The 23,126-nt window shown below is 68.4% G+C and carries 23 protein-coding genes and 1 pseudogene; 11 read left to right on the top strand and 13 right to left on the bottom strand.

Translation table 11 applies throughout. The annotated features are described in order from the left end of the window. Positions 1–25 precede the first annotated feature (25 nt). Together QQY66_RS48800 and QQY66_RS48795 are read right to left on the bottom strand one after the other, a co-directional pair. The gene (locus QQY66_RS48800; protein ID WP_301987078.1) at positions 26–1,612 is read right to left on the bottom strand and encodes an acyl-CoA carboxylase subunit beta; all 1,587 of its coding nucleotides are present in this window, start codon (positions 1,610–1,612) and stop codon (positions 26–28) included. Between the two features lie 139 nt (positions 1,613–1,751). Further along, entirely contained in the window at positions 1,752–1,940 is a 189-nt protein-coding gene (locus QQY66_RS48795; RefSeq protein ID WP_301976967.1) for an acyl-CoA carboxylase epsilon subunit, read from the bottom strand. A 335-nt stretch (positions 1,941–2,275) separates the two neighbouring features. On the opposite strand from QQY66_RS48795, the gene QQY66_RS48790 reads away from it, so the two are divergent. After that, entirely contained in the window at positions 2,276–3,265 is a 990-nt protein-coding gene (locus QQY66_RS48790) for a ScbA/BarX family gamma-butyrolactone biosynthesis protein (protein ID WP_301976968.1), read from the top strand. 150 nt (positions 3,266–3,415) lie between these two features. Here QQY66_RS48790 and QQY66_RS48785 read toward each other — a convergent pair whose 3' ends face one another. After that, positions 3,416–4,330, bottom strand: coding sequence for an NAD(P)H-binding protein (locus tag QQY66_RS48785; RefSeq protein WP_301976969.1), 915 nt, complete (start codon positions 4,328–4,330; stop codon positions 3,416–3,418). A gap of 262 nt (positions 4,331–4,592) precedes the next feature. Between QQY66_RS48785 and QQY66_RS48780 the strand changes: the two genes are divergently transcribed. Next, on the top strand, positions 4,593–5,252 hold the full coding sequence (locus tag QQY66_RS48780; protein ID WP_301976970.1) for a ScbR family autoregulator-binding transcription factor: 660 nt from the start codon (positions 4,593–4,595) through the stop codon (positions 5,250–5,252). On the opposite strand, the gene QQY66_RS48775 is transcribed toward QQY66_RS48780, so the two are convergent. The 6 genes from QQY66_RS48775 to QQY66_RS48750 all read right to left on the bottom strand — a co-directional run bounded on the left by QQY66_RS48775 (position 5,249) and on the right by QQY66_RS48750 (position 11,992). Further along, positions 5,249–6,976 (bottom strand): FAD-dependent monooxygenase, encoded by a 1,728-nt coding sequence (locus tag QQY66_RS48775; protein WP_301987062.1) that lies wholly within the window; start codon positions 6,974–6,976, stop codon positions 5,249–5,251. The two genes, QQY66_RS48780 and QQY66_RS48775, sit on opposite strands and share 4 nt — an antisense overlap. 125 nt (positions 6,977–7,101) lie before the next feature. Then, the gene (locus tag QQY66_RS48770; RefSeq protein WP_301987061.1) at positions 7,102–7,485 is read right to left on the bottom strand and encodes a hypothetical protein; all 384 of its coding nucleotides are present in this window, start codon (positions 7,483–7,485) and stop codon (positions 7,102–7,104) included. A 920-nt stretch (positions 7,486–8,405) separates the two neighbouring features. Then, positions 8,406–8,933: a hypothetical protein gene (locus tag QQY66_RS48765; RefSeq protein ID WP_301987060.1), complete on the bottom strand. Its 528-nt coding sequence runs from the start codon at positions 8,931–8,933 to the stop codon at positions 8,406–8,408. 295 nt (positions 8,934–9,228) lie between these two features. After that, the gene (locus QQY66_RS48760; RefSeq protein ID WP_301987059.1) at positions 9,229–9,696 is read right to left on the bottom strand and encodes a hypothetical protein; all 468 of its coding nucleotides are present in this window, start codon (positions 9,694–9,696) and stop codon (positions 9,229–9,231) included. Between the two features lie 1,183 nt (positions 9,697–10,879). Continuing rightward, positions 10,880–11,707, bottom strand: coding sequence for an IS3 family transposase (locus QQY66_RS48755; RefSeq protein WP_301987057.1), 828 nt, complete (start codon positions 11,705–11,707; stop codon positions 10,880–10,882). A 171-nt stretch (positions 11,708–11,878) separates the two neighbouring features. Further along, on the bottom strand, positions 11,879–11,992 hold the full coding sequence (locus tag QQY66_RS48750) for a transposase (RefSeq protein ID WP_301987055.1): 114 nt from the start codon (positions 11,990–11,992) through the stop codon (positions 11,879–11,881). Positions 11,993–12,152: 160 nt separating this feature from the next. On the opposite strand from QQY66_RS48750, the gene QQY66_RS48745 reads away from it, so the two are divergent. From QQY66_RS48745 to QQY66_RS50760, 3 genes are read left to right on the top strand one after another with little or no spacing between them, the layout of a single operon-like run. Further along, positions 12,153–13,505, top strand: coding sequence for an amidohydrolase family protein (locus tag QQY66_RS48745; protein WP_301987054.1), 1,353 nt, complete (start codon positions 12,153–12,155; stop codon positions 13,503–13,505). Beyond that, complete coding sequence (locus QQY66_RS48740) at positions 13,502–13,876, top strand: hypothetical protein (protein WP_301987053.1); 375 nt, start codon at positions 13,502–13,504, stop codon at positions 13,874–13,876. The genes QQY66_RS48745 and QQY66_RS48740 overlap by 4 nt, the downstream gene beginning before the upstream one ends. Positions 13,877–13,907: 31 nt before the next feature. After that, positions 13,908–14,327, top strand: coding sequence for a 2Fe-2S iron-sulfur cluster-binding protein (locus tag QQY66_RS50760; protein ID WP_367667064.1), 420 nt, complete (start codon positions 13,908–13,910; stop codon positions 14,325–14,327). 25 nt (positions 14,328–14,352) lie between these two features. Here the strand turns inward: QQY66_RS50760 and QQY66_RS48735 are convergent, their stop codons facing one another. Further along, positions 14,353–16,539, bottom strand: coding sequence for a SpoIIE family protein phosphatase (locus QQY66_RS48735; protein WP_301987052.1), 2,187 nt, complete (start codon positions 16,537–16,539; stop codon positions 14,353–14,355). On the opposite strand from QQY66_RS48735, the gene QQY66_RS48730 reads away from it, so the two are divergent. The 4 genes from QQY66_RS48730 to QQY66_RS48715 all read left to right on the top strand — a co-directional run bounded on the left by QQY66_RS48730 (position 16,423) and on the right by QQY66_RS48715 (position 19,277). Beyond that, positions 16,423–17,415, top strand: coding sequence for an IS607 family transposase (locus QQY66_RS48730; RefSeq protein WP_367667063.1), 993 nt, complete (start codon positions 16,423–16,425; stop codon positions 17,413–17,415). The genes QQY66_RS48735 and QQY66_RS48730 overlap by 117 nt on opposite strands. 56 nt (positions 17,416–17,471) lie before the next feature. Next, on the top strand, positions 17,472–17,933 hold the full coding sequence (locus tag QQY66_RS48725) for a hypothetical protein (protein ID WP_301987049.1): 462 nt from the start codon (positions 17,472–17,474) through the stop codon (positions 17,931–17,933). A 160-nt stretch (positions 17,934–18,093) separates the two neighbouring features. Next, positions 18,094–18,393: a transposase gene (locus QQY66_RS48720; protein ID WP_046428639.1), complete on the top strand. Its 300-nt coding sequence runs from the start codon at positions 18,094–18,096 to the stop codon at positions 18,391–18,393. Continuing rightward, the gene (locus tag QQY66_RS48715; RefSeq protein ID WP_301987047.1) at positions 18,390–19,277 is read left to right on the top strand and encodes an IS3 family transposase; all 888 of its coding nucleotides are present in this window, start codon (positions 18,390–18,392) and stop codon (positions 19,275–19,277) included. Before QQY66_RS48720 ends, QQY66_RS48715 begins: the two co-directional genes overlap by 4 nt. A gap of 215 nt (positions 19,278–19,492) precedes the next feature. Here QQY66_RS48715 and QQY66_RS48710 read toward each other — a convergent pair whose 3' ends face one another. Further along, positions 19,493–19,768 carry a hypothetical protein gene (locus tag QQY66_RS48710; RefSeq protein WP_301987046.1) on the bottom strand — a complete coding sequence of 92 codons (276 nt, stop codon included), beginning with the start codon at positions 19,766–19,768 and terminating at the stop codon, positions 19,493–19,495. Between the two features lie 59 nt (positions 19,769–19,827). After that, positions 19,828–20,451 carry a DUF6000 family protein gene (locus QQY66_RS48705; RefSeq protein ID WP_301987045.1) on the bottom strand — a complete coding sequence of 208 codons (624 nt, stop codon included), beginning with the start codon at positions 20,449–20,451 and terminating at the stop codon, positions 19,828–19,830. A 90-nt stretch (positions 20,452–20,541) separates the two neighbouring features. On the opposite strand from QQY66_RS48705, the gene QQY66_RS48700 reads away from it, so the two are divergent. Then, on the top strand, positions 20,542–21,342 hold the full coding sequence (locus tag QQY66_RS48700; protein WP_301987044.1) for a hypothetical protein: 801 nt from the start codon (positions 20,542–20,544) through the stop codon (positions 21,340–21,342). 770 nt (positions 21,343–22,112) lie between these two features. Here QQY66_RS48700 and QQY66_RS48695 read toward each other — a convergent pair. Next, positions 22,113–22,247: pseudogene (locus QQY66_RS48695) on the bottom strand (IS701 family transposase); the annotation flags it as partial. A 164-nt stretch (positions 22,248–22,411) separates the two neighbouring features. Between QQY66_RS48695 and QQY66_RS48690 the strand changes: the two are divergent. After that, positions 22,412–22,816: a type II toxin-antitoxin system PemK/MazF family toxin gene (locus tag QQY66_RS48690; RefSeq protein ID WP_301987043.1), complete on the top strand. Its 405-nt coding sequence runs from the start codon at positions 22,412–22,414 to the stop codon at positions 22,814–22,816. Positions 22,817–23,126 lie beyond the last annotated feature (310 nt).

Below are 23,126 nucleotides of genomic sequence, written 5' to 3'. Positions count from 1 at the left end.
CGTCCCGCGTCCCGTGGGCGTGGTGCTACTGCGGGGGATTGCCGTGCTTGCGGGAGGGCAGGTCGGCGTGCTTGCTGCGGAGCATGGCCAGGGAGCGGATGAGGACCTCGCGGGTGGCGGCCGGGTCGATGACGTCGTCGACCAGGCCGCGCTCGGCCGCGTAGTAGGGGTGCATGAGCTCGGTCCTGTACTCCTTGACCATCTTGTGCCGCATGGCCTCGGGGTCTTCCGCCTCGGCGATCTGCCGGCGGAAGATGACGCCCGCCGCGCCCTCGGCGCCCATCACGGCGATCTCGTTGGTCGGCCAGGCGTAGGTCAGGTCGGCGCCGGTGGACGCCGAGTCCATCACGATGTACGCGCCGCCGTAGGCCTTGCGCAGGATCAGCGAGATCCGCGGCACGGTCGCGTTGCAGTAGGCGTACAGCAGCTTCGCGCCGTGCCGGATGATCCCGCCGTGCTCCTGGCCGACGCCGGGCAGGAATCCGGGGACGTCCAGCAGGGTGACGAGCGCGATGTTGAAGGCGTCGCACATCTGGACGAAGCGTGCGGCCTTCTGCGACGCCTCGATGTCCAGGACCCCGGCCAGGGACTGCGGCTGGTTGGCGACGATGCCGACGACCTGGCCGTCCAGCCGGGCCAGCGCGCAGATGATGTTGCGGGCCCAGCGCTCGTGGACCTCGAGGTACTCGCCGTCGTCGACGATCTCCTCGATGACGGCGGCCATGTCGTAGGGCCGGTTGCCGTCGGCCGGCACCAGGTCCAGCAGCACCTCCGAGCGCCTCTCGGCCCGGTCACCGCCCAGCGCCCTCGGCGGGGCCTCCCGGTTGTTCTGCGGGAGCATCGACAGCAGGTAGCGCACCTCCGCCAGGCACGTCTCCTCGTCGTCGTAGGCGAAGTGGGCCACACCGGAGGTCTCGGCGTGCACGTCCGCGCCGCCCAGGCCGTTCTGCGTGATCTCCTCACCGGTCACCGTCTTGACCACGTCCGGGCCGGTGATGAACATCTGCGAGGTCTCACGGACCATGAACACGAAGTCGGTCAGCGCCGGGCTGTAGGCCGCGCCGCCCGCGCACGGGCCCAGCACCACCGAGATCTGCGGGATCACACCCGAAGCCCTGGTGTTGCGCTGGAAGATGCCGCCGTACCCGGCAAGCGCCGAGACACCCTCCTGGATACGGGCCCCCGCGCCGTCGTTCAGCGACACCAGCGGCGCCCCGGTGGCAAGCGCCATGTCCATGATCTTGTGGATCTTCGTGGCGTGGGCCTCGCCCAGCGCACCGCCGAAGATGCGGAAGTCGTGCGCGTACACGAAGACCGTACGGCCCTGGACCGTCCCCCAGCCGGTGATCACACCGTCCGTGTACGGCTTGTTCATCTCCAGCCCGAAACCGGTCGCCCGGTGCCGGCGCAGCTGCTCGACCTCCCGGAAGGAACCCGCGTCCAGCAGCAGCCCGATCCGCTCCCGCGCGGTCAGCTTGCCCTTGGCGTGCTGCGCCGCGGTCGCCTTCCCACCGGGACCGGCCAGCGCCTGCTCACGGATGCCGTGCAGTTCCGCCACCCGCCCGCGGATATCGGTGGGCCCCGGTCCGGCCGGTGCCAGGGCAGTCGTCATCGCCATGTCAGGTGCCTTCCTGGGACAAGACCGTTCAGGCCCCGTCCCGGATCGTGACAGCATAATAACAAACCGCACGCGCGGTTTCTATTGTACGTATTGCGGGGGCCGCCGCCGGCCTCAGCGCCGGCCCCCGGCCTCAGTGCCAGCCGTCGGGCGCCGCGTAGGCGTCCGGCGTGCGCCACCACCGCATCCCGGCGACCGGCGGCTGCCCGGGCGCCTGGCGTGCGGGCGCCCGCACGGCGAGCAGCACCGCGACCACGGCGGCCAGTTCCGCCTCGTCGGGCCGGCCCCGCTCCACCCTGATCAGGACTTCCCTCCCGTCCATCCGACCGCTCCCCCTTCACCTCGGGCCTTAGGGACACGGTCGGGCAGGCCGCTCAAGAATGGCTTTGAGATCACTTGAGGTGCGCCGGCGGGCCGCCCCTGACCCGCCCCGGCAGACACCAGCCGTCACACGGCCCGGCGTGCGGGGACGACCTGCGGGTCCCGGGCGGGCCACAGGCCGCCAGGCGATCACCCGCACATCGGGGAATGCGCCGCTCCTTTTCGCGCCGGGCGGAGTGCCGCGTTCCTTCTAGAAATTAAACCGGGTGGTATGTATCTTCGCTCTCCTGAGGGCTCTGCCACTTACATTCAAGCCACAGCGGCTCAGGGGGAATCATGTCTGCGAGCACGTTCCACAGGAACCGCGCGATACGCAGCGCGGCACACACCGGGAGCGACACGGCCCTTACCGGGACCGGTGCCCTGCCCCACCGGTCCCTGACCACCACGGTCCCCAAGGAATTCGTCCACCGCGCGAGCGTCGCCGAGGTCATGCTGACCGACTGGGCGCGCATGGACGACGATCATTTCTGCGTCGAGGCCCAGTGGCCCCGCGGACACAGCTTCTTCGTCAACGTGGACGACTGCCACGACCCGCTGATCGCTGCCGAAACGATCCGCCAGGCCGGCATCCTCCTGGCGCACACCGAGTACGGCGTCCCGCTCGGCCACCACTTCCTCATGTGGGACCTCGCGATCGACGTCCGGCCCGCGCACCTGCGGGTCGGCAGCGCACCCGCCTCGCTCGAGCTGGACATCACCTGCCACGACGTCAAGTGGCGCCGCGGCAACCTGGCAGGGTTCCACTACAACGTCACCATCCGCCGGGGCCCTCACATCGCCGCAACGGGACGCGCCGACTTCACCTGTGTGCAGCCGGCGACATACAACCGCCTGCGCACCCAGCAGCTGGACGGGGGGCGGCCCGCGCTGCCCCTCACCGCCCCGATAGCACCCCAGGACGTCGGCCGGGTCTCCCCCATGGACGTCGTCCTGTCCCCCATCGGGCAGCCCAACTCCTGGCAGCTCAGGGTCGACACCCGCCACCCCGTCCTCTTCGACCACCCCACCGACCACGTACCGGGCATGGTGCTGCTCGAGGCCGCCCGCCAGGCCACCGCCGCCACCGCGGGGCGCCCGGTCATCCCCCTGGACATCACCAGCGAGTTCAAGCGCTACGCCGAACTGCACACGCCCTGCCTGATCGAAGCGCGCCCTGCGCCCGGCACGGACACGGACCGGCCGCAGTCCGTGCTCGTGACCGGACACCAGGAAGGGCAGCTCGTGTTCCGCTCCACCGTCACCATGGCCCCCCTCACCCAGTGAGCCAGCGGCCCGTGCCATGACCCGCCCGGCGCGGCGGCCGCCCCGCCTCATCCGCCGCGCCGGACGCGAACACCGCCACACGGCCCATCGCCCAGACACCGAAAGTTCCGGCACGGCTCGTGACCCGCTCCACCGTCACCATGGCCTGCCTCACCCAGTGAGCCAGCGGCCCGTGCCATGACCCGCCCGGCGCGGCGACTGCCCCGCCTCATCCGCCGCGCCGGGCACGAACGCCGCCAGATGGTCCTTCGCCCAGACACGGAAGGTTCTGGCCGGGCGGCCGGTCACCGCGCGCACCGTGTCCTGAACCTGCGCCTTGGCTCCCGCCCGCTGACGTTCCGCGCTCTGCAGCAGCGCCTCGACGACCGGCACCGGATAGCGCCGGCCCAGCGCGAGGCGCGCCTGGCCCGGGCTCAGTTCCTCCAAGCGCAACGGCACCCCGAGCAGCCGGCCGAGCTGATCCACCTGCTGAGCCGCACTGAGCGCCTCCGGCCCGGTCAGCGTGTAGGCCCCTCCCGCGTGCCCGTCCTCGGTCAGGACGCGCACGGCCACCTCCGCGACGTCCCGGGGATCCACGCAGGCATTGACAGACGACCCATACAGCGCCCGGACCACGCCTTCGCAGCGCACGGACCGCGCCCAGGACAGCGTATTGGACATGAACGCGCGCGGACGCAGCACAGTCCACTGAAGACCCGAGGCACACAACACCTCCTCACCGGCACGCTGCCACCGGGTGACCAGGTCATCGGCACAGCGGTCAACAACAGCGGCCGCCGAGAGCTTCACCACCCGCCCGACACCGGCCATCTGCGCAGCACGAATGAACCGGACATCGTCACCGCCGGCGACATCACCGGTCACCAGGAACGCCGTGCGAACCCCCGCCAGAGCCCGGCCAAGCGACCGCGGATCCCTGTAGTCCCCCGCAACTATCTCCGCAGTCTCAGACGCCCCCCTCACCCGTGCCGGATCCCGGGCCATGACACGAACGCCCACATCCGCCCCCAGCAGCCGGACCACCTCCCGGCCCACCGTCCCGGTGGCCCCCGTCACGAGAATCATCACACCCCTCCCCACCCACCCGCATGCCTGCCCGCATGCCCGCCTGCCTGCCACACACCGACCGCACCTGCCGCGCCCCACAGCCCCCTCGTCCCTCGTCCGTCGTCCGTCGTCCGTCGTCCGTCGTCCGCCTGCAGGCTTCACGCCATTCCTTGAATTCGGCACGACCGGAGGGCTGCGCACCACGCGACTACCTGTAAGATACAAACTAGACGGTTTTTTTGTAAGGGGTCTCCGGGCTCATCGATTGGAGGAGGCCGACATGGTCAAGCAGGACCGGGCAATCCGGACACGGCGAACGATCCTCGTCGCCGCGGCCAGGATCTTCGAGGAACGCGGCTACCAGGCCGCGACCATCAGCGAGATCCTCGCCGCGGCCGACGTGACCAAGGGGGCCCTGTACTTCCACTTCCCCTCGAAGGAACACCTGGCCCAAGGAGTGCTCCACGAGCAGGACCAGCAGCTGCCCATCCCCGACCGCGCCTGCAAGATCCAGCAGATCGTGGACACCGTGCTGCTGCAGGCATACCGGCTGCAGACCGACCCGATGGTACGGGCAGGCGTGCGGCTCTCACTCGACCAGCAGGCCCACGGACTCGACCGCAGCGGCCCCTTCGTACGCTGGGCCGAGGTCGTCACCGAACTGCTGGAAAAGGCACAGACCCAAGGCGAACTGCTCCCGCACGTCCAGCCGAAGGAAACCGCCGACGTCATGGTGGGCTCCTTCGCCGGCGTCCAGGCCATGTCCCAGGCCATGTGCAACTACCAGGACCTGCTGAACAGGGTCGCCGCCCTGCTGCGGCACCTGCTGCCCAGCGTGGTCCTGTCCTCCGTCCTGACCTCCGCAGACCTCACCGAGAGCCGCGGCGCAGCGGTCTTCGAGGAACTTCAGGCACTGGCCACATCCGCACGCCGGCCCTAGACACCCCAGCCAGCCAGACCCCCCGCCACCACACCCCGGGCACCCCCGGCAGCCGGGGCAGCCGGGGCAGCCGGGATGCCCGGGGTGACCGGGGTGACCGGGGTGACCGGGGTGTCCGGGGTGTCCGGGGTGTCCGGGGGGCCGCCGAACCACTGCCCCAGCGCCGCCTCAAGCCCCTCACCCCCCGGCCCCCAGGCGACATACCCGTCGGGCCGCACCAGCAGCGCCTCGCACGGCAGCTGCGGCGTCCGCGCCGCCCGCACGATACGCAGCAGCGAGCCCCAGCCCCGCGCCTGCCGAAGATAACGGCCGCCCCGCTCACCGAACAGCAGCAGCAGGGGCCGGCCCTCACGCAGCAGCCCGATCACATCAGCAGGACCCTCACGGGTAGCCAGCTGGACATTATGCAAAAACCTTCCCTCCCACGGAGAGGGCCGCGCGGTACGCGGCGGAAGAACCGTGTCCTGGGCACTGACCATGGCCGCCAGCGCGCCACCCTCCCCGCCACCGGCCAGCAACCGGCCGAACAGCACACGCAGCCGGTCGAACTCGGGCCCCGGCCGCATCAGAGCCAACTGGGCCCGCGCACTGTCGATAACCCGCTGAGCAGCAGGCCGGCGCTCGGCATCATAGGTGTCCAGCAGCCCCGCGCCCGCACCGCCACGCACCGTAAACGCAAGCTTCCAGCCGAGGTTGACCGCATCCAGCAGCCCGGTAGACAGCCCCTGCCCACCGATCGGGAAATGCACATGCGCCGCATCCCCCGCCAAAAAGATCCGCCCCCTGCGGTAGGACACCGCCAACCGGGAGAAATCACTGAACCTGCTCAACCACCTCCCCTCCCCCAACGCGACATCCCGCCCCGCGATCCAGCACACCTCCCGCCGCAACTCCTCCAAAGTCAGCGGCACACCACGCTCAACATGCGCACCCCCGCAATTAAGAGTCCGCAACCGCACCACACCCCCCGCCACCTCCTTGGCAACAATCCACCCCCGCTCCGTACGATGCCACCCCGCCTCAAGAACCCCACCCCCCACCACACGAACATCACCCGCCAACGCCGACACCGTGGCCGGACACGTCCGCGACACAAAACCCCCCTGCTCCCGCACCACACTGCGCGCACCATCCGCCCCCACCAAATACCCACCCACCAACCCCACCCGCCCCCCCGGACCCTGCGCCGTAACACCCACCCCCTCCCGCCCCTGCCACACCCCCGTCACCCGATACCCACGCAAAACCCACGCACCAGCCACCCGCGCCCGCCACTCAAAATGACGCTCCAACTCCTCCTGCGAACACTTCAACACCGCCTCCGGCTCCCCAGCAGGAACCGAAATCACCAACCCCGGAATCCCCCCAAAATGAAACAAACCACCCCCCACACCACCCCCACCCACCAACCCCCCCAAATAACCACGCCTCACCAAACACTGCACCGCACGCGCATGCAACGTCGTCGCCTTCGGCCACCCCGACACACCCACAGCCGACTCCACCACCACCGTCCGCACCCCAAACCCCGCCAACTCCGCAGCAAGAACCAACCCCACCGGCCCCCCACCCACAACCACCACCTCCACCCGCAAACCCCACACCAACCCCACCCCCCCAACCACCCACACCAACGAACCCACCAACGAACCCACCAACGAACCCACCAACGAACCCACCAACGAACAAGAAATATACCGGTTGGACGGTTCTTTGCAAGCCATTGACCGACCTACACAACCAACCCCACACCCCACACCCCACACCCCACACCCCACACCCATGCCACCGACCACCCACACACAGACCCACAACCCCCTCCCCGAAACCCGCACCACCCAGGCGGCAGCTACTCGCGCCGGCCGTCGGCGTAGCGCACGAAGACGCGATCACCGTTGATGTTGATGTTCTCGATGTCCGGGTTCCGCAGCAGCGGCTCCAGCCCTGCCAGCCCAAGCACTTCCGCCAGCACGGCGGCGATCACCTGTTGCTCGACATCCGGGGCCACGAGACTCTCCCCGCGCGTGAGCAACATCCGGGCGTGCTCCTCCGCGACGTCCGAGAGGGTCTTCTCCACCCGAGCACGGCGTTGGGCATCCTCCATCGCGGGGCGGCCATCGGCTTCGTCGGCGCGAGCCAGAGCAGCCAGCCGCGTCGGAAGCTCGCGCATCAAGCGGTGTCGCAGCTGCTCTGAGGAAGAACCGATCTCCATCTCGCCGGCATCGACACCCACCGAGCGAGCCCCAGTGCCACTTGCTGACGACTGCCCAGCGGGTCCATGCGGGGGAAAGGCGCCACCGTACGGAAGAGAGGCATGTCCTCTTCCTGGTGTACTCATCGCGGCACCTCTTCCTGAGAGCCCGGCGAATCGCACCGCCTCGATTCGGGAGGTCTGCCGCTACCCCTGCCGGGCAACTCCGCCGCGTTCTCCTGCTCCCTCTGAGGTGGGGCGGAGGCGCAAGTGGCGGCAATGCGGGCCAAGGCCCGGCCGAGCGGGGATTGTGCCGGGGCAGAGCGCCGTGCGGGCCGTCCGCTCAACACTGCCGCACCACTGCGATCGTGCGGGATGCGGCCGATCACCTCGATCCCCAGCGTGTGGGCGACCTCGGCGGTGGGGTAGCCGTCGCCTACCAGCACGAAGCGGGGATGGCGCGACCAGCGCAAGACCCTGTCCAGATTGGCGGCCACATGCATCAGGGCGTCGTTCTGGGAGCGGGCGAGCAGTAGCGTCATGTCTGCCGCTCGCAGGATGCCCTGGGCCGCGGAGCCTGGGTCGTTCCTGCCGCAATCCGCGATCACGACCGTGCCGGGCCGGTCCGCGGCGCACCGCAGCGGGGCGGCTCCGGCCCCGGTGATCTGTACGAGCGAAGCGCGCCTGCTCCGGTCCGGCCGGGCCGGCCACGACCGGCAGGCCCCCGGACAGTCGCTGGGTGTGCTGCCACACGAGCCCAGGCTCCGCGCCTCGGTGTACTGCAGCGGCCAGGCTCACCAGACTCGGAGACGTATCCAAGCCGAAGCGGGCGAGCAGGGCGCCTCCGGCCGGGTCGCACTCCACCACCACCGGCTGCTCTCCAGCTGGCCACCGTGATGCCAGGCCGAGCGCGGCCGTCGTGACGCCAGGAGAGCCTTTCAAACTGCACAACGCCACCAGCGTCACTGTGCGCCTCCATGCACCATGAGGACGCTGACCTGCCCAGTTGGCTCCGCAGCCAGCTCGCGGGCGTCGTCTTGAGCCATCTGCAGGGACACCGTGGTAGTCAGCTCGTCGGTGTCCAAGTGGACGCCCGTCACCGTCGCGTCCCACGCCGAGGAACGGGAAGAAGCCGAACCGGTGGATTGATCACTCGTCGCCGCCACGACCACCGTGACGCGGTTGCCTGCCCGCAGGTCCGGGGGATACTGACCAGGCTTGATTCCCACTGCGACCACAGCCTGCCCGGCTGGGGGAACTCGAGCTTCGCCCAGTACGTCCTTTGTCAGCAGCGTCCCCGCCGGCATGGAGTAGCCAACGGCGCGCCCTTCCACGGATGCTCGGGAGCGCGCGGGGATCACCGCAAGTCCACTGTCCACCGACAGGCTCGCCTCTCGCACGTCCCGGGCAGACAGTTCCTGGCCGACGGTCACGGGGCGGGCCAGAGCGAGCACTGCCTCGCGGTGCCCCATCTGGGTGGCCACCACCACCCCGCCGGTCGTGCAGCCGACGACCAGGAGCACTCCGAGTAGCAGATACGGCGTGCTGCGGAGCCGTGAGATTCCGACCCCTCGGGCAGGTGTTTGTCCGTCACGACGGCCAGCCCAGCGGCCGGCCGGGAACGCCCCATCCCTCGTCTCTGGATCCGAGTGCGTTGGCGCACGGGTGCTCATCAAATTCCTCCTAGTGGCACAGGACTGCTCAGCACCACGCCACCGACGCGGCGATCACGACTGCGTGGAAGTTGTCTCTTCTTCCGCAGATCAAGAAGGAGAGGACTCGAGGTCACCGACCGCTGTTCAGCGCCTGACTCTCTACGACGCGGAACGCCGCTTGCGATGTAGTCATCAGATCGGGGAAGGCACCACTCTCGCCGGCGCCTTCCCAGGTCACCGTCCAGTGCACGGTCGCCGACACGGGGAATGCGTTGTCCGGTTGTTCGGCGGAAGAAGTGTGGTAGGTGTGGCCGCAATCCGGAGATGCGCTCTGAGGGCTGCCCGACGACTGGCGCTTCGTGCCGTACGGCGTCCCTGGGCCCTTGCACGTCACCGAGCTGCCGTCGCCCATCGCCCAGTCCACCGACGTCGGTCGCGCTGTGGCTGTCACCGAGACCTCAGGCATCGAAGCCGTTGCAGACACCGAGCCCCAGTCGCCACGGTCCAGCCACAACCAGGTCGGCAGACTTACCAGTTGCTCACCCGCCGGACTCGACTCGATTGCGAGCGACGGCAACCGCAGCTGGTCACGTGCCATCTGGGCGAGCTCCGCCGGACTCGGTTGAGGAGCCTCGGCAGCTTGCTGTGGCCCATCCGGGATCCACACCGGCGCACGGTAAAGCGCGTCCCGTACCCCTCCGGCGGCGCACTTGTATACGTACCAAGCCCCGGACTCCCCTGGCTTTGGATCTGCGACCGACAGCACAGTGCTCGGCGAGGTCGGCGTGTACACCGCAGGCTGGGCCACCGCCGCCCCGCCGGACGGCTGAACGTACGCGGCCTGTACCGCCCCGGGCGGGGGCTGGTAGTCGCTCCGTCGGTAGGAGCAGTTTGCCCGGTTCAGATCCGGGTTTCGGCTCGTCGGCACGTCTTGGCCACCGCCGGTGTCTCCGCCACCGCCCCTGCTGTCGTCGCCTGGCGAGGCCTCACCACTGTCGTGCCGAGGTGCACCCTGACGGCCGTCCCTCCCGGCGCTGAGTTCGCATCCGGGCAACGGGTTCTGGGAACAGTCCGCTGCTCCCCATTCATCACCGGCAACCGCGGTTCCCGCGCCGACTGCCGTGACTGCCAGCGCCAGGCCGAAGATCACCGCTGAGCGCCTCCGCATGAGCCCAGCCCCTCGACTGCGAAGCGCGTCACCTTCCAAGTGCCGTCCGACTGTTGCTGCACCTCAGCTGTAATCGCACGTCGGGCGCCCGGGGTTGCGTCGGCGAGCCTGCCGGTGTCCTTCCGGTACTGCAGCCAGTGCGTCGAGTCTCCGCAGTCCTCGATCATCATCGTGGTCGGCCTGGCTGTCGGGGTCGCCGAGGTCACTTCGGGACGGTTCCTCGGTGCCCCCTTGCTGACAAGTCCGTTGAGATGATCCGCGTACAGAATGCGGGACATCGCCGACAACGCGTCTCCGGTGGCGTGAGCCGCCAGCCTCGGAGACTTCCAGTTCGAGGTCCTCCCCGCCTGCGCCATGTCCTGCCACATCGCGACGTACGCCGCTTTGGCCTGCTCGGCCGCTGCGTGGGCCGGAGCCGCCGAGGACGTGTTGGCGGATGCTGGCGCGCTCGAAGTGGTGGCGGACACCGCGACGCCCCCGGCCGAGCCCGAAGGCGTGGTACCGGACGAACTACAGGTTGCGATGAGAAGCGTCGCAGCAGCGCCGAAGCCCGCTCCAGCAGCCCGCCATCTGATGCATGTGAAGTTTCCCCGTGATCTTGGATACTCGTCGGTTATGCCGCGAGGGCGTGTTGGTGCCGCTGCCTGGTCTCGGCCGGGGTGAGGTAGCCGAAGGTCTTGTGCTTGCGCAGGCGGCGGCGGTTGTAGAAGGTCTCGATAAAGGTGAAGACTTCGGCGCGGGCGGTGGCCCGGTCGGGCCAGATGCGGGTGCCGATCTCTTCCTTGAGCAGGGCCCAGAAACTCTCCGCGGCCGCGTTGTCGAAGCATGATCCGGTGCGTCCGCAGCTGTTCCGCAGTCCCAACTCCCTTATTCGGTCGCAGAATTGGGTCGAGGTGTATTCGCTGCCGCGGTCACTGTGGATCACGCAGCCAGGCTCCAGGTTCCCTCGGCCGTAGGCCATGTCGAGGGCGTCCATGACGAGTTCTGCGCGGTGGTGATCAGCCATGGCATAACCGACGACCTCGCGGGTGGCCAGGTCCAGCCAGCGGGCGAGGTAGAGCCAGCCCTCGGCAGTGGCCAGATAGGTGATGTCGCCGACCAGCTTGATCCCGGGCCGCTCGGCGTGGAAGTCGCGGCCGATCAGGTCAGGGGCCGGCTTCGCCTTCTTGTCGGGCCGGGTCAACGAGCGGCGCTTGCGCCGGGTGACGCCTCGGATGTCGCGCTCGCGCATCACTCGGGCGATGCGCTTGCGGTTCACTCGCCGCTCCAGACGCCGCAGTTCGGCGTGGATGCGCGGGACACCGTAGGTGTGGCGGGACGCGACGTGCAGCACTGTGATCTCGTGCGCGAGCGCGTCGTCGGCGGCCTGCCGGGCACGGCGGGCGGTCTCGCCCTCGCGCCACGCGTAGTAGAGGAGCGGGCGACCTTCAGCACCCGGCACAACAGAACAATCGGGTAGTTCGCCTTCTCCGCATGGATGAACCGGCACAACTCGCTCACCGGTCGTTCTCCTTCACGAAGAAGGCGGTCGCTTTTTTCAGAATCTCGATCGTCTGCTGCTGCTCGCGGTTCTCCCGCCGCAGCCGCTTGAGCTCCTCGCGCTCGGCACTGCTCAATTCACCGGAGTGCCCTCGCCCTGCTCCGCCTTCGCCTTGCGGTACCAGCCACGCAGGGACCCGGAGCTGATGCCGAGTTCCCGGGCGACTGCCGTGACCGTCTTGCCCAAGGAGTCGACGAGCGCGATTGAAGTTCCCCCGCTGCCCGGACAGCCTGATACTGGGACGGACGGTCCCAGAGGAAGCAGAGGAGCCGCGCCACTGCTTCGGCGGTCGTGACGACGGTCCGCGCACTCGCCGCGTACTGAACACCCCATGGGAGGAAGGGCGATGACCAATCGGATGCTCCTGCGCTCCGGCCACGTGATCTCGATGGATCCCGGCATCGGAGAGCTGCCCCAGGGGGACGTCCTCATCGAGGACGGCAGGATCACGGCCGTGCAGCGCGAGATCAGCGCCGACGCCGAGGTCCTCGACATGACCGGCCGCATCGTGATCCCCGGCTTCGTCGACACCCACCGGCACACCTGGGAGGCCCCGATCCGGGGCGTCGCCCCCGACGCCACGCTGGACGACTACTTCGTCGACATCCTCGACACGTTCGCGCCGCTGTACACGCCCGAAGACGTCTACGCGGGCAACCTCGCCGGTGCCTTGGAATGCCTGAACGCCGGCATCACCACGTTGGTCGACTGGTCGCACATCAACAATACGCCCGCCCACCCGGACGCCGCGATCCAGGCGCTCACGGAGACCGGCATCCGCGCCCAGTACGCGTACGGCAGCGCCAACACCTCCCTCGCCGACTACTTGTTCGACAGCAAGATCGCGATGCCGGCCGACGACGTACGCCGTATCCACGCCAAGTACTTCGCCTCCGACGACGGCCTGCTGACCATGGCGCTGGCCACCCGCGGCCCCGGCTTCTGCACCAACGACGTCGTCACCGCCGAGTGGACACTCGCCCGCGACCTCGGCATCCCGATCACCGTGCACGTGGCCATGGGGCGGCTGGCCGGCCGCTTCGGCATGGTCAAGCAGCTCCACGACCTGGGGCTCCTCGGCCCCGACACCACCTACATCCACTGCTGCTACCTCCACGAGGAGGAGTGGCGGATGGTCGCCGACAGCGGCGGTACGGTCTCGATCGCGCCGCAGGTCGAGGAGCAGATGGGGCACGGCTGGCCGCCCGTGATGAAGGCCATCGAGCACGGGCTGCGGCCGTCCCTGAGCATCGACGTCGTCACCACCGTGCCCGGCGACATGTTCACCCAGATCCGCGCCGCCTTCGGCGCCGAACGCGCCCGGGTCAACGCCGACTGCTGGCAGGCCAACCTGCCGGTGCCCGAGACGATGTTGACGGCACGCCAGATGCTGGAGATCGCCACCGTCAACGGCGCCCACGTCGCGGGCCTGGAACAGCGCACCGGCTCGCTCACCCCCGGCAAGCGCGCCGACATCGTCGCGATCGACGCCACCGCGCTGAACGTCGCCCCCGTGCACGACGCCGCGGCCGCCGTGACGCTGTGCGCGGACGTGTCCAACGTCGAGACCGTTGTCGTCGACGGCGTGATCCGCAAACGCGACGGCAGGCTGACCGCCGACACCGCACGGGCGCTGCGGCTCGTCGAGGAGTCCCGGGACCGGCTCCTGGCAGCGAAGGAGGCGAAGCCCACGGCATGACCAGCCACCTGGTGCGCCGGGCCGCCGAGGTGCCCGAGCCGCCGTACGACGAACTCGGCCATCGGCGGCGCACGCTGGTCGGTGAGGACGACGGCAGCGTGCACACCGGCTTCGGCCTCTGCGAACTGCGGCCGGACGGCCGTGTGACTCCCAGGGTGAGATCGCGCAGCATTCTCCGTACGACCGAAACCACATCCTGCGCTTGGCCCGGGCTGCACACGCGCCCCACGTCCGCCCGCGCGCCGGCAAGGCGTAGGCGCCGGCGACGACGAGCCCACCGACCCGAAGGACATCCGGCCACAGCGCTGCATCGGGTAACCGCCGCCAAGCTCCCATGCATCCCGCACACCGGCCCCCACCAGGTCGGATGAGATTTTCGGCAAGGGCAACGTCTGACGCCCGATGGGCCTGCTCACAGCCGTTGTGAGCAGCCTGGCAGCACGCCGTCAGACCACCCGGCGGGCTCCGCTTCGAAACGTTCGGCGCGAGCGGAGCCCTGCCCGCAGCCCGTTCCGCGTAGAGGCTCCCGCACACGGGGTGCGCATCGACGTAGCCGTTGGCGCCAGACTCCTGGACGCCCTGCAAAGCGCCGGAGTGGAGATGATGTACGACTGCCGCCGCGGCGAATGCGGCCTGTGCAGAGTCTCGATACTCGACGTGGCCGGCAAGGTCGACGACCAGGACGTGTTTCTCTCGGAACGTCAACGCCGACGGCCGAACGATGTGCGCGTGCGCCTCCCGCGTTGCAGGAGCCTCCATCACCATCGACTGCTGAACACACCGAGCAGCCCCGGGGCCCCGGCCGGGCGCCTGCCCGGATAACTGTTTCGAGGGACACTGACTGCCGCTACGCGAGAACGCTTGTGCGCCCAGGTTCTCCGGAGGCATGCGCAAGCGGGAGGTCCTGCTCCGTCCAGATGCACTTGCCGTCCTGGAGATAGCGGGCGCCCCAACGCCGGGAAAGGGCGGCAATGAGTTGCAGGCCGCGTCCGCCTTCGTCGGTGTAACTGGCGTGGCGGATGCGGGGGGTGGTGAGGCTGCCGTCGTAGAGCTCGCATATCAGTGAGCGGCTGCGCAGCAGGCGCAGGCGGATGGGGCCCTTGGCGTGCCGGACGACGTTGCCGACCAGCTCGCTCACCAGTAGCTCCGTGGTCAGCGCGAGGTCGCCCAGCCCCCATGTGTCGAGCTGTTTGCGGATGTATTCGCGGGCCTGTCCGGCTGCCCGGGGATCGTCGGGAAGGCTGCAGGAGGCGACATCACGGGCGGCGGCGCACCGGGTATGGACGACGAGGAGGCCGGCGTCGTCATTGGTCTGCCCCTGGTCGGGCAGCAGAGCCGAGACGACCCTGTCGCACAGCTCCTCCAGGCATCGGACATCGTCGTCCTCGTCGGCGGCCTCGAAACAGGCGGTGTGGGCCGTGCCCTGGGAGAGGATCTGCCGCAGTTGAGCGAGTCCCTGGTCGATGTCCCGGGTGGCGGATTCGATGAGCCCGTCGGTGCACAGGACGACAAGGCTCTCGTCTGGCAAGTGCAGTTGGTGAGTGGCGAAGGGCGGGCTGGCGGCCCCCAGCGGAGGGTCGGGAGTCCCCTCGGGGCTGTGTACGGTGCCATCGGGGTGGACGACAACCGGCGGGGGGTGACCGGCCAGGCAGTACGTGCACGTGCGCGCGACGGGGTCGAAAATGGCGTACAGGCAGGTGGCGTAGAAGTCCTCGCCAAGCTCGGAGACCAGGTCGTTGAGACGGCTGAACAACTCGTCGGGGGGCATCTCCAGGTCGGCGAGGGTGCGTACGGCGGTACGCAGCCGACCCATGATGGCCGCCTCGGTGATGCCGTGCCCCATGACGTCGCCGATCACCATGGCGACCCGGTCGGCGGACAGCGGAATCACGTCGTACCAGTCGCCACCCACTTCCTCGCCCCGGCCCGCGGGCAGGTACCGGGCGGCGGCGCTGGCGGCGGGCAGGCGGGGCAGCGTCCTGGGCAGCAGTCCGCGCTGCAGTTCCTGGGCCCGGGCGTGCTCCAGGTCGTAGAGGCGGGCCCGCTCCAGGGACTGACCGACCAGGCCGCTCAGCGCCGTCAGCAAGGTGCGCTCCTCGTCGCTGAAGGAACGCGGCTCACTGAAGGACACCACACACAAGCCGATGACGCGTCCGGAGGCCATCATGGGCAGAAACGCCCACGCCTCCTTCGGTGACACCTCGTGCACATGCCTCAGCGCCGGATAGCGTCTGAAAGCCTCGGCCGTCGACTCGATGAACCGAGGAGTACGAGTTCGCACCACATCGTGGAAAGAGGCATGGGCGGCGAGCGGGATCCCGTCGACCAGACTGAGGAATTCCTGCGGATATCCGGCGGCGCCGACGACTTTCAGGCGGCCGCCTTCCAGCATCTGAAACACCAGCCCGTCGGCACCGAACGGGGGCAGGACGAACTCAGCCACTGCCTGCACAACGTCGTGGGAGGTGACGGCCTCAGCCAGCGCGGCGGTCAGCTCACCCATGCGTACAGATCGCTTGGCCCCGGCCACCGGACCAGGGCCGGGCGACGTGGCCGCCCCGCCACTTAGGCGCGCACCGGCCCACGCCGCCAACGCATGCAGTAGGGACCGTTGCGCCTCATCTGGCTCACCGGGCCCTGCCGTGAGCACGGACAGCACACCGACCGGCCCATCGGCGCCGGGGAGAGGTATTGCCGCCGTGCCGGCCGCGCCGATCCCCAGGCTGTCCCCGGCAACGCAGACGAAGGCACCACGCCGCACGGCGTGCGCGGGCGCCACGTCCTGCTCGTCGGGCAGATCCGCCCACTCCCCCACGCCTGCCCGGGCAAGCCCACTGGCCGCGACCAGGCGCAGCCGACCGGCGGCAGGATCATGCCGGTGCACCAGGGCGCCCAGGCCGTCCAGGCATGTTGTCGCATGGTGGAGGACGAGGTCCAGCGTCTCCGTGACCGGCGCTCCTTCCCCCCAGGCGTCTTCGCCAGGGGCTGCCGGGGAGCCGAACAGCAGCAGCTCGGGCGGCTCTGCGTCGCTCACGGAGCCAGCCTTGTCAGCCGTCACCGCGCCTCCTGCTCACCCGCACACAGTGGGGGCGGTGAAGCCTCCACCGCTAAACAAATCGGTCATACCACCTATATTGCCAGTATTAGTGCTGCTCAGCAGGCCGTCCCCCGTTGTGTTCGTCGCGTTCGGGGGGCTTTGTCGTGTCCAGATGCGTCTCCGGACGTCCGGACGTGGATGCCCGGACGTCGGCGTGGGGCTCGCTGCCCTTGTCGGGATCATCTCTTTGGGCGGGCTGCGAAGCGGCTTGGGGTGTCGACGCGGACGCTTCGGCCGTACACCCTCGAAGGTCTGCTGGAGGACCGGAGGTCTCCGGGCGGTCGGCGGATCTTCCGCGTGGGCGACCTGGACGGGGTTGCGCGGACGCGGGGCCGACCGGTTGAGCGCGATGGCTCGGTGGTGCTGTATGGGCGTGTGTCCTCGCACCGTCAGCGGGGCGAAGGGGATCTGGACCGACAGCTTGCCCGGCTTCGGGACGCTGCCGGTAGCCGGCCGGTGGCTGGGGAGTTCTTCGATGTCGCCTCGGGACTGTCGGACAAGCGCAAGAGTCTTCGCCGGGCGCTGCGGGCCTGCCAGCAGGAGGGCGTGACTGCGCTGCTGGTCACGCATGATGAGCGGCTGGCGCGGTTTGGTACGGGCCTGTTGGCTGAGGTGGTGCTGCCGTCGTGGGCTTGCCGGCTGGAGATCGTGGGCGGGGACGAGGAGCTGGATGGTGTCGGCGATGGGGATCTGGTGCGGGACATGCTCGCAGTGGTCACGTCGTTCTCTGGGCGCCTGTACGGGCCGCGTTCCGCGAAGGCCCGCGCACTCACCAGAGCGGTCAAGTCCACGGTCAGCGAACACGATTTGTAGGCCAGTATTGGCCAAGATAGATACTTTCGGTAGTCGAGTTGAGAGGAGGTCAGCGAGTGGCGCGCAGGCGGAAGAAGGAGCATCTTCGTGTACTCGCTGACCCGTTCACCGTCGCGGCCCCGTCCGGGGCCCGGATTCAGGACCGGCTGCGCGTCACCGGCCGTGATGCTGAGGTTCTTGAGTTGGTCGGCCGTCACCTGGGTCACCACCAGCGGGTCGACCTTGCTGAGCGTGTCCGTATCGGCAAGGTGCCGATCAAGGACAACCAGCGGGCCGGGCGTAAGCGCGTGTTGACCAAGGTGTCGTCCTCCCGCATGGTCGGGGCCATGACCAGGGGAGTAATTGTCATTCCTGAAGGGGCGAGGAACGTCAAGTGCCGTGTTTGTGCAGGTTGTCGGGCGGTTGTGGGCAGCATGGAGCAACTCGCCGTCAGCGAGCTGCGTGACGGCGGGCGTGTGGGATGGCCCGGTGGGGATGAGGTTGTGGGTGTCGTTGTTCTCCAGCCCTTGATGGGGTGACGGCAGGGCCGTGCTCGGCTGCCGGTCATTCCTTCGCGGCGTGGGGCCGCATGGAGCGGTGCGACGTGCGGCAGGCGGGGTCAATCAAAACCGTGAACCTTCCCCTTGATCGTGGACACCTGGAGACTGGGACCTGAGGTTCCAGAGGAAGTAGCACCAGGTGGGAAGCAAGTACACGAAGCGGTACACCGAAGAGTTCAAGCGGGACGCGATCGCGCTCGTCGACTCCTCGGGCAAGACGGTCACGGCAGTCGCCCGGGAACTCGGCATCAGCTCCGAGTCCCTGCGTGGCTGGTACCGCAAGGCGAAGGCGGAGCAGGGCGAGGGCACTCCCGGTGAATTGAGCAGTGCCGAGCGCGAGGAGCTCAAGCGGCTGCGGCGGGAGAACCGCGAGCAGCAGCAGACGATCGAGATCCTGAAAAAAGCGACCGCCTTCTTCGTGAAGGAGAACGACCGGTGAGCGAGTTGTGCCGGTTCATCCATGCGGAGAAGGCGAACTACCCGATTGTTCTGTTGTGCCGGGTGCTGCACGTCGCCCGCTCCTCCTACTACGCGTGGCGCGAGGGCGAGACCGCCCGCCATGCCCGGCAGGCCGCCGACGACGCGCTCGCGCACGAGATCACAGTGCTGCACGTCGCCTCCCGCCACACCTACGGTGTCCCGCGCATCCACGCCGAACTGCGGCGTCTGGGGCGGCGAGTGAACCGCAAGCGCATCGCCCGCGTGATACGCGAGCGCGACATCCGAGGCGTCACCCGGCGCAAGCGCCGCTCGTTGACCCGGCCCGACAAGAAGGCGAAGCCGGCCCCTGACCTGATCGGCCGCGACTTCCACGCCGAGCGGCCCGGGATCAAGCTGGTCGGCGACATCACCTACCTGCCCACTGCCGAGGGCTGGCTCTACCTCGCCCGCTGGCTGGACCTGGCCACCCGCGAGGTCGTCGGTTATGCCATGGCTGATCACCACCGCGCAGAACTCGTCGTGGACGCCCTCGACATGGCCTACGGCCGAGGGAACCTGGAGCCTGGCTGCGTGATCCACAGTGACCGCGGCAGCGAATACACCTCGACCCAATTCTGCGACCGAATAAGGGAGTTGGGACTGCGGAACAGCTGCGGACGCACCGGATCATGCTTCGACAACGCGGCCGCGGAGAGTTTCTGGGCCCTGCTCAAGGAAGAGATCGGCACCCGCATCTGGCCCGACCGGGCCACCGCCCGCGCCGAAGTCTTCACCTTTATCGAGACCTTCTACAACCGCCGCCGCCTGCGCAAGCACAAGACCTTCGGCTACCTCACCCCGGCCGAGACCAGGCAGCGGCACCAACACGCCCTCGCGGCATAACCGACGAGTATCCAAGATCACGGGGAAACTTCAGTTGAGGGGCTTCGTGTCAGCTTGGCCGGTGCCAAAGACAAGCTCGCCCAGGTCGACGCACTAGCCGAGAGACAGTCGGCTGCGGTCCAGCTCGGCATGCCGGGCTTCAGCCGGTCCGCAGGAACCGCTGGGACGCCGAGACCAACGTCATGATCGAACCCAGAGGCGAGCGAAGACGAGGATCAAAACGGAACCGACAGCCCGGCCTCACGCAGCTGGGACAGGGCTGTGGACATGCATTGCTGCACAGTCCTCCCATCAGCACGCATGCCGTGCTCCAAGGGACCGCCGCTGGCTGCGAACGTCCGCGCCGGCGCGTTATCAGCCACCCTCTCGGCGTCAATCCTGATCATGGCATTCACGCCCTGCTCACCCAGCCATTCCAGGATGAGGAGTGTCACGTCCTCGATGCCACCATCCTGGTCGATCTTTGGCCAGCGGCCCTGGTTTCCTGTCATTGTCCAGACTCTACCGAGGGGTGCGAAGCAGTCGGCGTCCAGCGGTCAGGCCGGGAGGATCAGCGCCTGGTTTCCATTCTGGCGAAGAGTTCAGCGCACTCGCTGGCGAAGGAACAGAGCTGGTCCACGACCTGCCGGTACTCCTGCGGATCTCGCACCATGTTCGACGTGGCATCGGTCCACTGCTGCCACAGGCCACCGGCGGCAAGGTATCGGGATGCTCGCTCGGTCCCGAGGACGGCATCGAGGTGAAGCAGTGTGCTGAGAGCAAAGGTCTGGTCGTAGACGAGGTCGGGTTGAGGCAAGTAGCGATCAAGGTATCTGCAGACCAGATCGGCGTCCGCGCTGGTGCCGAAAGTGGCAAGAGTGATGCAGTAGGACCCGCCGTAGGGGCCTCCGCTGGCCAGCAGGAGTTCGCCGATGCGGCTGCGGAACTCGGTCCTGCCGGCTACAACAACCAGCCAGGAGGCAGTCTTACGCTCTCGCCAACCGCCTTCGAAAAGGATGCCTAGCTCAGCGGGAGTGATCTCCCCGGCAGCCTGGACCAGCTCCCTCATGAAAAGGTCGCGCTCAGGCCCGCTCAACCGCAGCGAGCTTCCACCCAGCCGCAGGTACCGCCGGCCGGGCGTGACGAATCGTCGGACCAGGTCCATGAGCTCGGGGTCGGTGCTGGCATAGCGCATGGCTGCATCCTTGCCCGGCGAGGACCCAGCTGCCAGCGGTTTACACAGAGCCTCGAGTAGCGATCGCTAGTTCAGAGAAGCCTGTGTCAGATGCCCCCTACTGCTCGTGGATCCAGCCCAGATGCCACGCCTCCAGGAGATCCAAGCCAACCTCGTCGACCGCCTCCAAGAGGCAAAGTTCGAGACGAGACGCTGGCCGCCCTCGCCGCGGTCACCGCCTACTGGGGCAACGACACCACAGACCGGTACTGGTTCGCCGACATCGAGCGCCTCGCAACCGTCACCTGGGGTAACGGGCAGAGGGCGCTCAACGACCTGCGCCGCGCGCCGGCCACCCTGCTCCTGCACAGCGCCGGTATCGCCGCCATCGCGGCCGAGCGCTGGCCGCTGGCGGCCCGCCTGCTCACCGGCACCCGTGCCGAGGACATCATGCGCAGGGCCGACATGCCCGCGGCGGCCCTGCTCGGGCCCGAGACGGTTCTCGGCCTGCGCACCTCCGCGGCACGGGTACACGGGTACCTCAAGCCCATCTTCACCGGGCACGTGGTGGCCAACGAGAGCGCATTCACCGAGGCATGGGAGCGCTTCGAGAACCTGCGCCTGCTCGTCCAGGAGGACGCCGGGAACTACATCAGTACGCCGCACCTGCTGGTCTCCGGCATGCGCGGCGACTACCGTCCGCTGGCATCTCAGTGGCTCGACCGCGAACTCGCATCGGGTGACCAGCATCCGCTGCTGCGCGCCGGCTTTCTCGTCGGGGCCGTCGAAAGAGTCACCACCACCCAGAAGAAGGTGGCCTCCCGTATCTCCGAGTGGGTCGACCAGATCAACTGGAGCACCAGCAAGGTGAACAACAGGTTCGGACCGTTCTACCCCGACGAGCTGAGCTGATCAGAGCGCATGAACACTGGGAGGCCGCCACCGACACGTCGGCGGCCTCCCGGCACCAGTCCACCCATCGATGGCGACGTTGGTCATGGTCTGCCTTTGCCCCCTCCAAGCGGGCACGGGCGGCCGCGCCCGAGTGGACCGTACGGGCAGCGGGAGGCAGGCGTCCGAGTAACCCTGAGCGCATGATCCTGATGAGCATCTCTGGATTCGGCCAGGACTACTCGTCGCCTCACTTGCTCCGTTACCAAACCGAGTGGGGAGCGAAAGCGAGCACCTCGCAGGTGGCGAGCCAGGGCCGCCCGCTCGTGGAGTGTGCGAGCCGTGCCGAGCCGTCAAGGACGCCTTCGGCGGAGCTACGCACTGGGCTTCCGCCCATCCCCTGGCCCCGGCGTCCTATCTCCGGCCCACGGTGCAGAGTAGAGACGGCGGCTGCCACGTCCCCGACCACTCGCGGGTGGATCCCGAAGGCCACCACCGCCGCTTTTGACGGTGTCGCTGCCACCCTCGTACGCCTCGTACAGCATGAGCAGGAGAGTGGTCGCTGGGGGGGTCGGGGCAGGCGGGTCGGAGCCGTCGCAGCTCGACGAGGACGTCGTCGAGAAGCTTCGCAGGGGCCGCCCCCGACGGTTGGTCACGTGACCAGCGCGTGACCAGTAGCGGTCAGGAACAGCCGGAATCACCCAGATGAGGACCGAGCTAGACGGAAAACGGGAACCTGTACCGAGACAGCAAAGCACCTGTTCAGAGGCCCTTTACGCCTCTACCAGGCCAGGGGTGGCCTCCCCGGCCCACTCTGCGATCGTCCAGCAGTTCTTGCGCGGCAGATCCGACAGCAGGCCCAGCGCCAAGCGCTTGGCCCGGAGGCGGGGTTCGACCCGCGCGAACCGCCCGGCTATCCGGCTCATCAGGCCATCGAACGCCTCCTGCCAGCGGGGAGGGTCTACGCTGTGACTGCGGCCACTGCGTGATCGTTTGTCTTCACACACCGATGATCAACGTGGCCGCACCCGTCTCCACAGCGCGTCAGGGTCGCGCAGCGTCCGCCTGCCGTCCTGTGTCAGGAGGACATGTGCAACGTGGCGAAGTCTGGTGGGTCGAGTTCGACGAGCGGCGGCCGGTCGTACTGCTGTCGGAAGGCGACGCGTCCGGGATCCGGGTGATGCAGGTCGTGGCTCCGGCGGGCGTCGACATCAGCGGTCTGGGCGTCGAAGTGGCAGTAGGCGCCATGGAAGGACTGCCCTTTGAAGGCGTGCTGCGGTTCGCGTTCCCGTGTCCGGGCTTTACCCCTTGCACGTGGCTGACCACCGTGTCCCGGGACGACTTGATCGAGCGGGCGGGCGCCCTGCCCTACGCGAAACTCAACGAGATTGAGGATGCCCTCCGACTCGCTGGACAGGCGAAGGAGCGGACCCCGGCGACGACCGAGAAGCTCAGCGCATTAAGGGACGCCCTCCGTCTCGGTGGACTTGAGTAGTCGGGTAGGCGAGAAGGAACGGACACCCTCGGTGGCGTGGTCGATCTCGTCCGGATGATCGACACTGACCACCTGTCTCCTCGGCGCCCCTCACCATCGAGATCACGATCTACAACTGGAGTACAAACCGGGCCGCGTACTCCCCCAACGGGCCTGGCGCGTGCGGACACGAACGGAGGGCGGTCATCTTCGGCCCCCAGCACGGCAGTTGACTCTTGGCGCCGCTGTTCGACCGAACCACCCAGCCGCCAGCCCACGCTACTGCAGGTATGACGAACTACCGTTCGTGATCAGGACGTCGGTCTGACAT

It is taken from the genome of Streptomyces sp. DG2A-72, assembly GCF_030499575.1.
Classification (GTDB): domain Bacteria; phylum Actinomycetota; class Actinomycetes; order Streptomycetales; family Streptomycetaceae; genus Streptomyces.
This window is presented reverse-complemented; position numbering and strand designations above follow the sequence as displayed.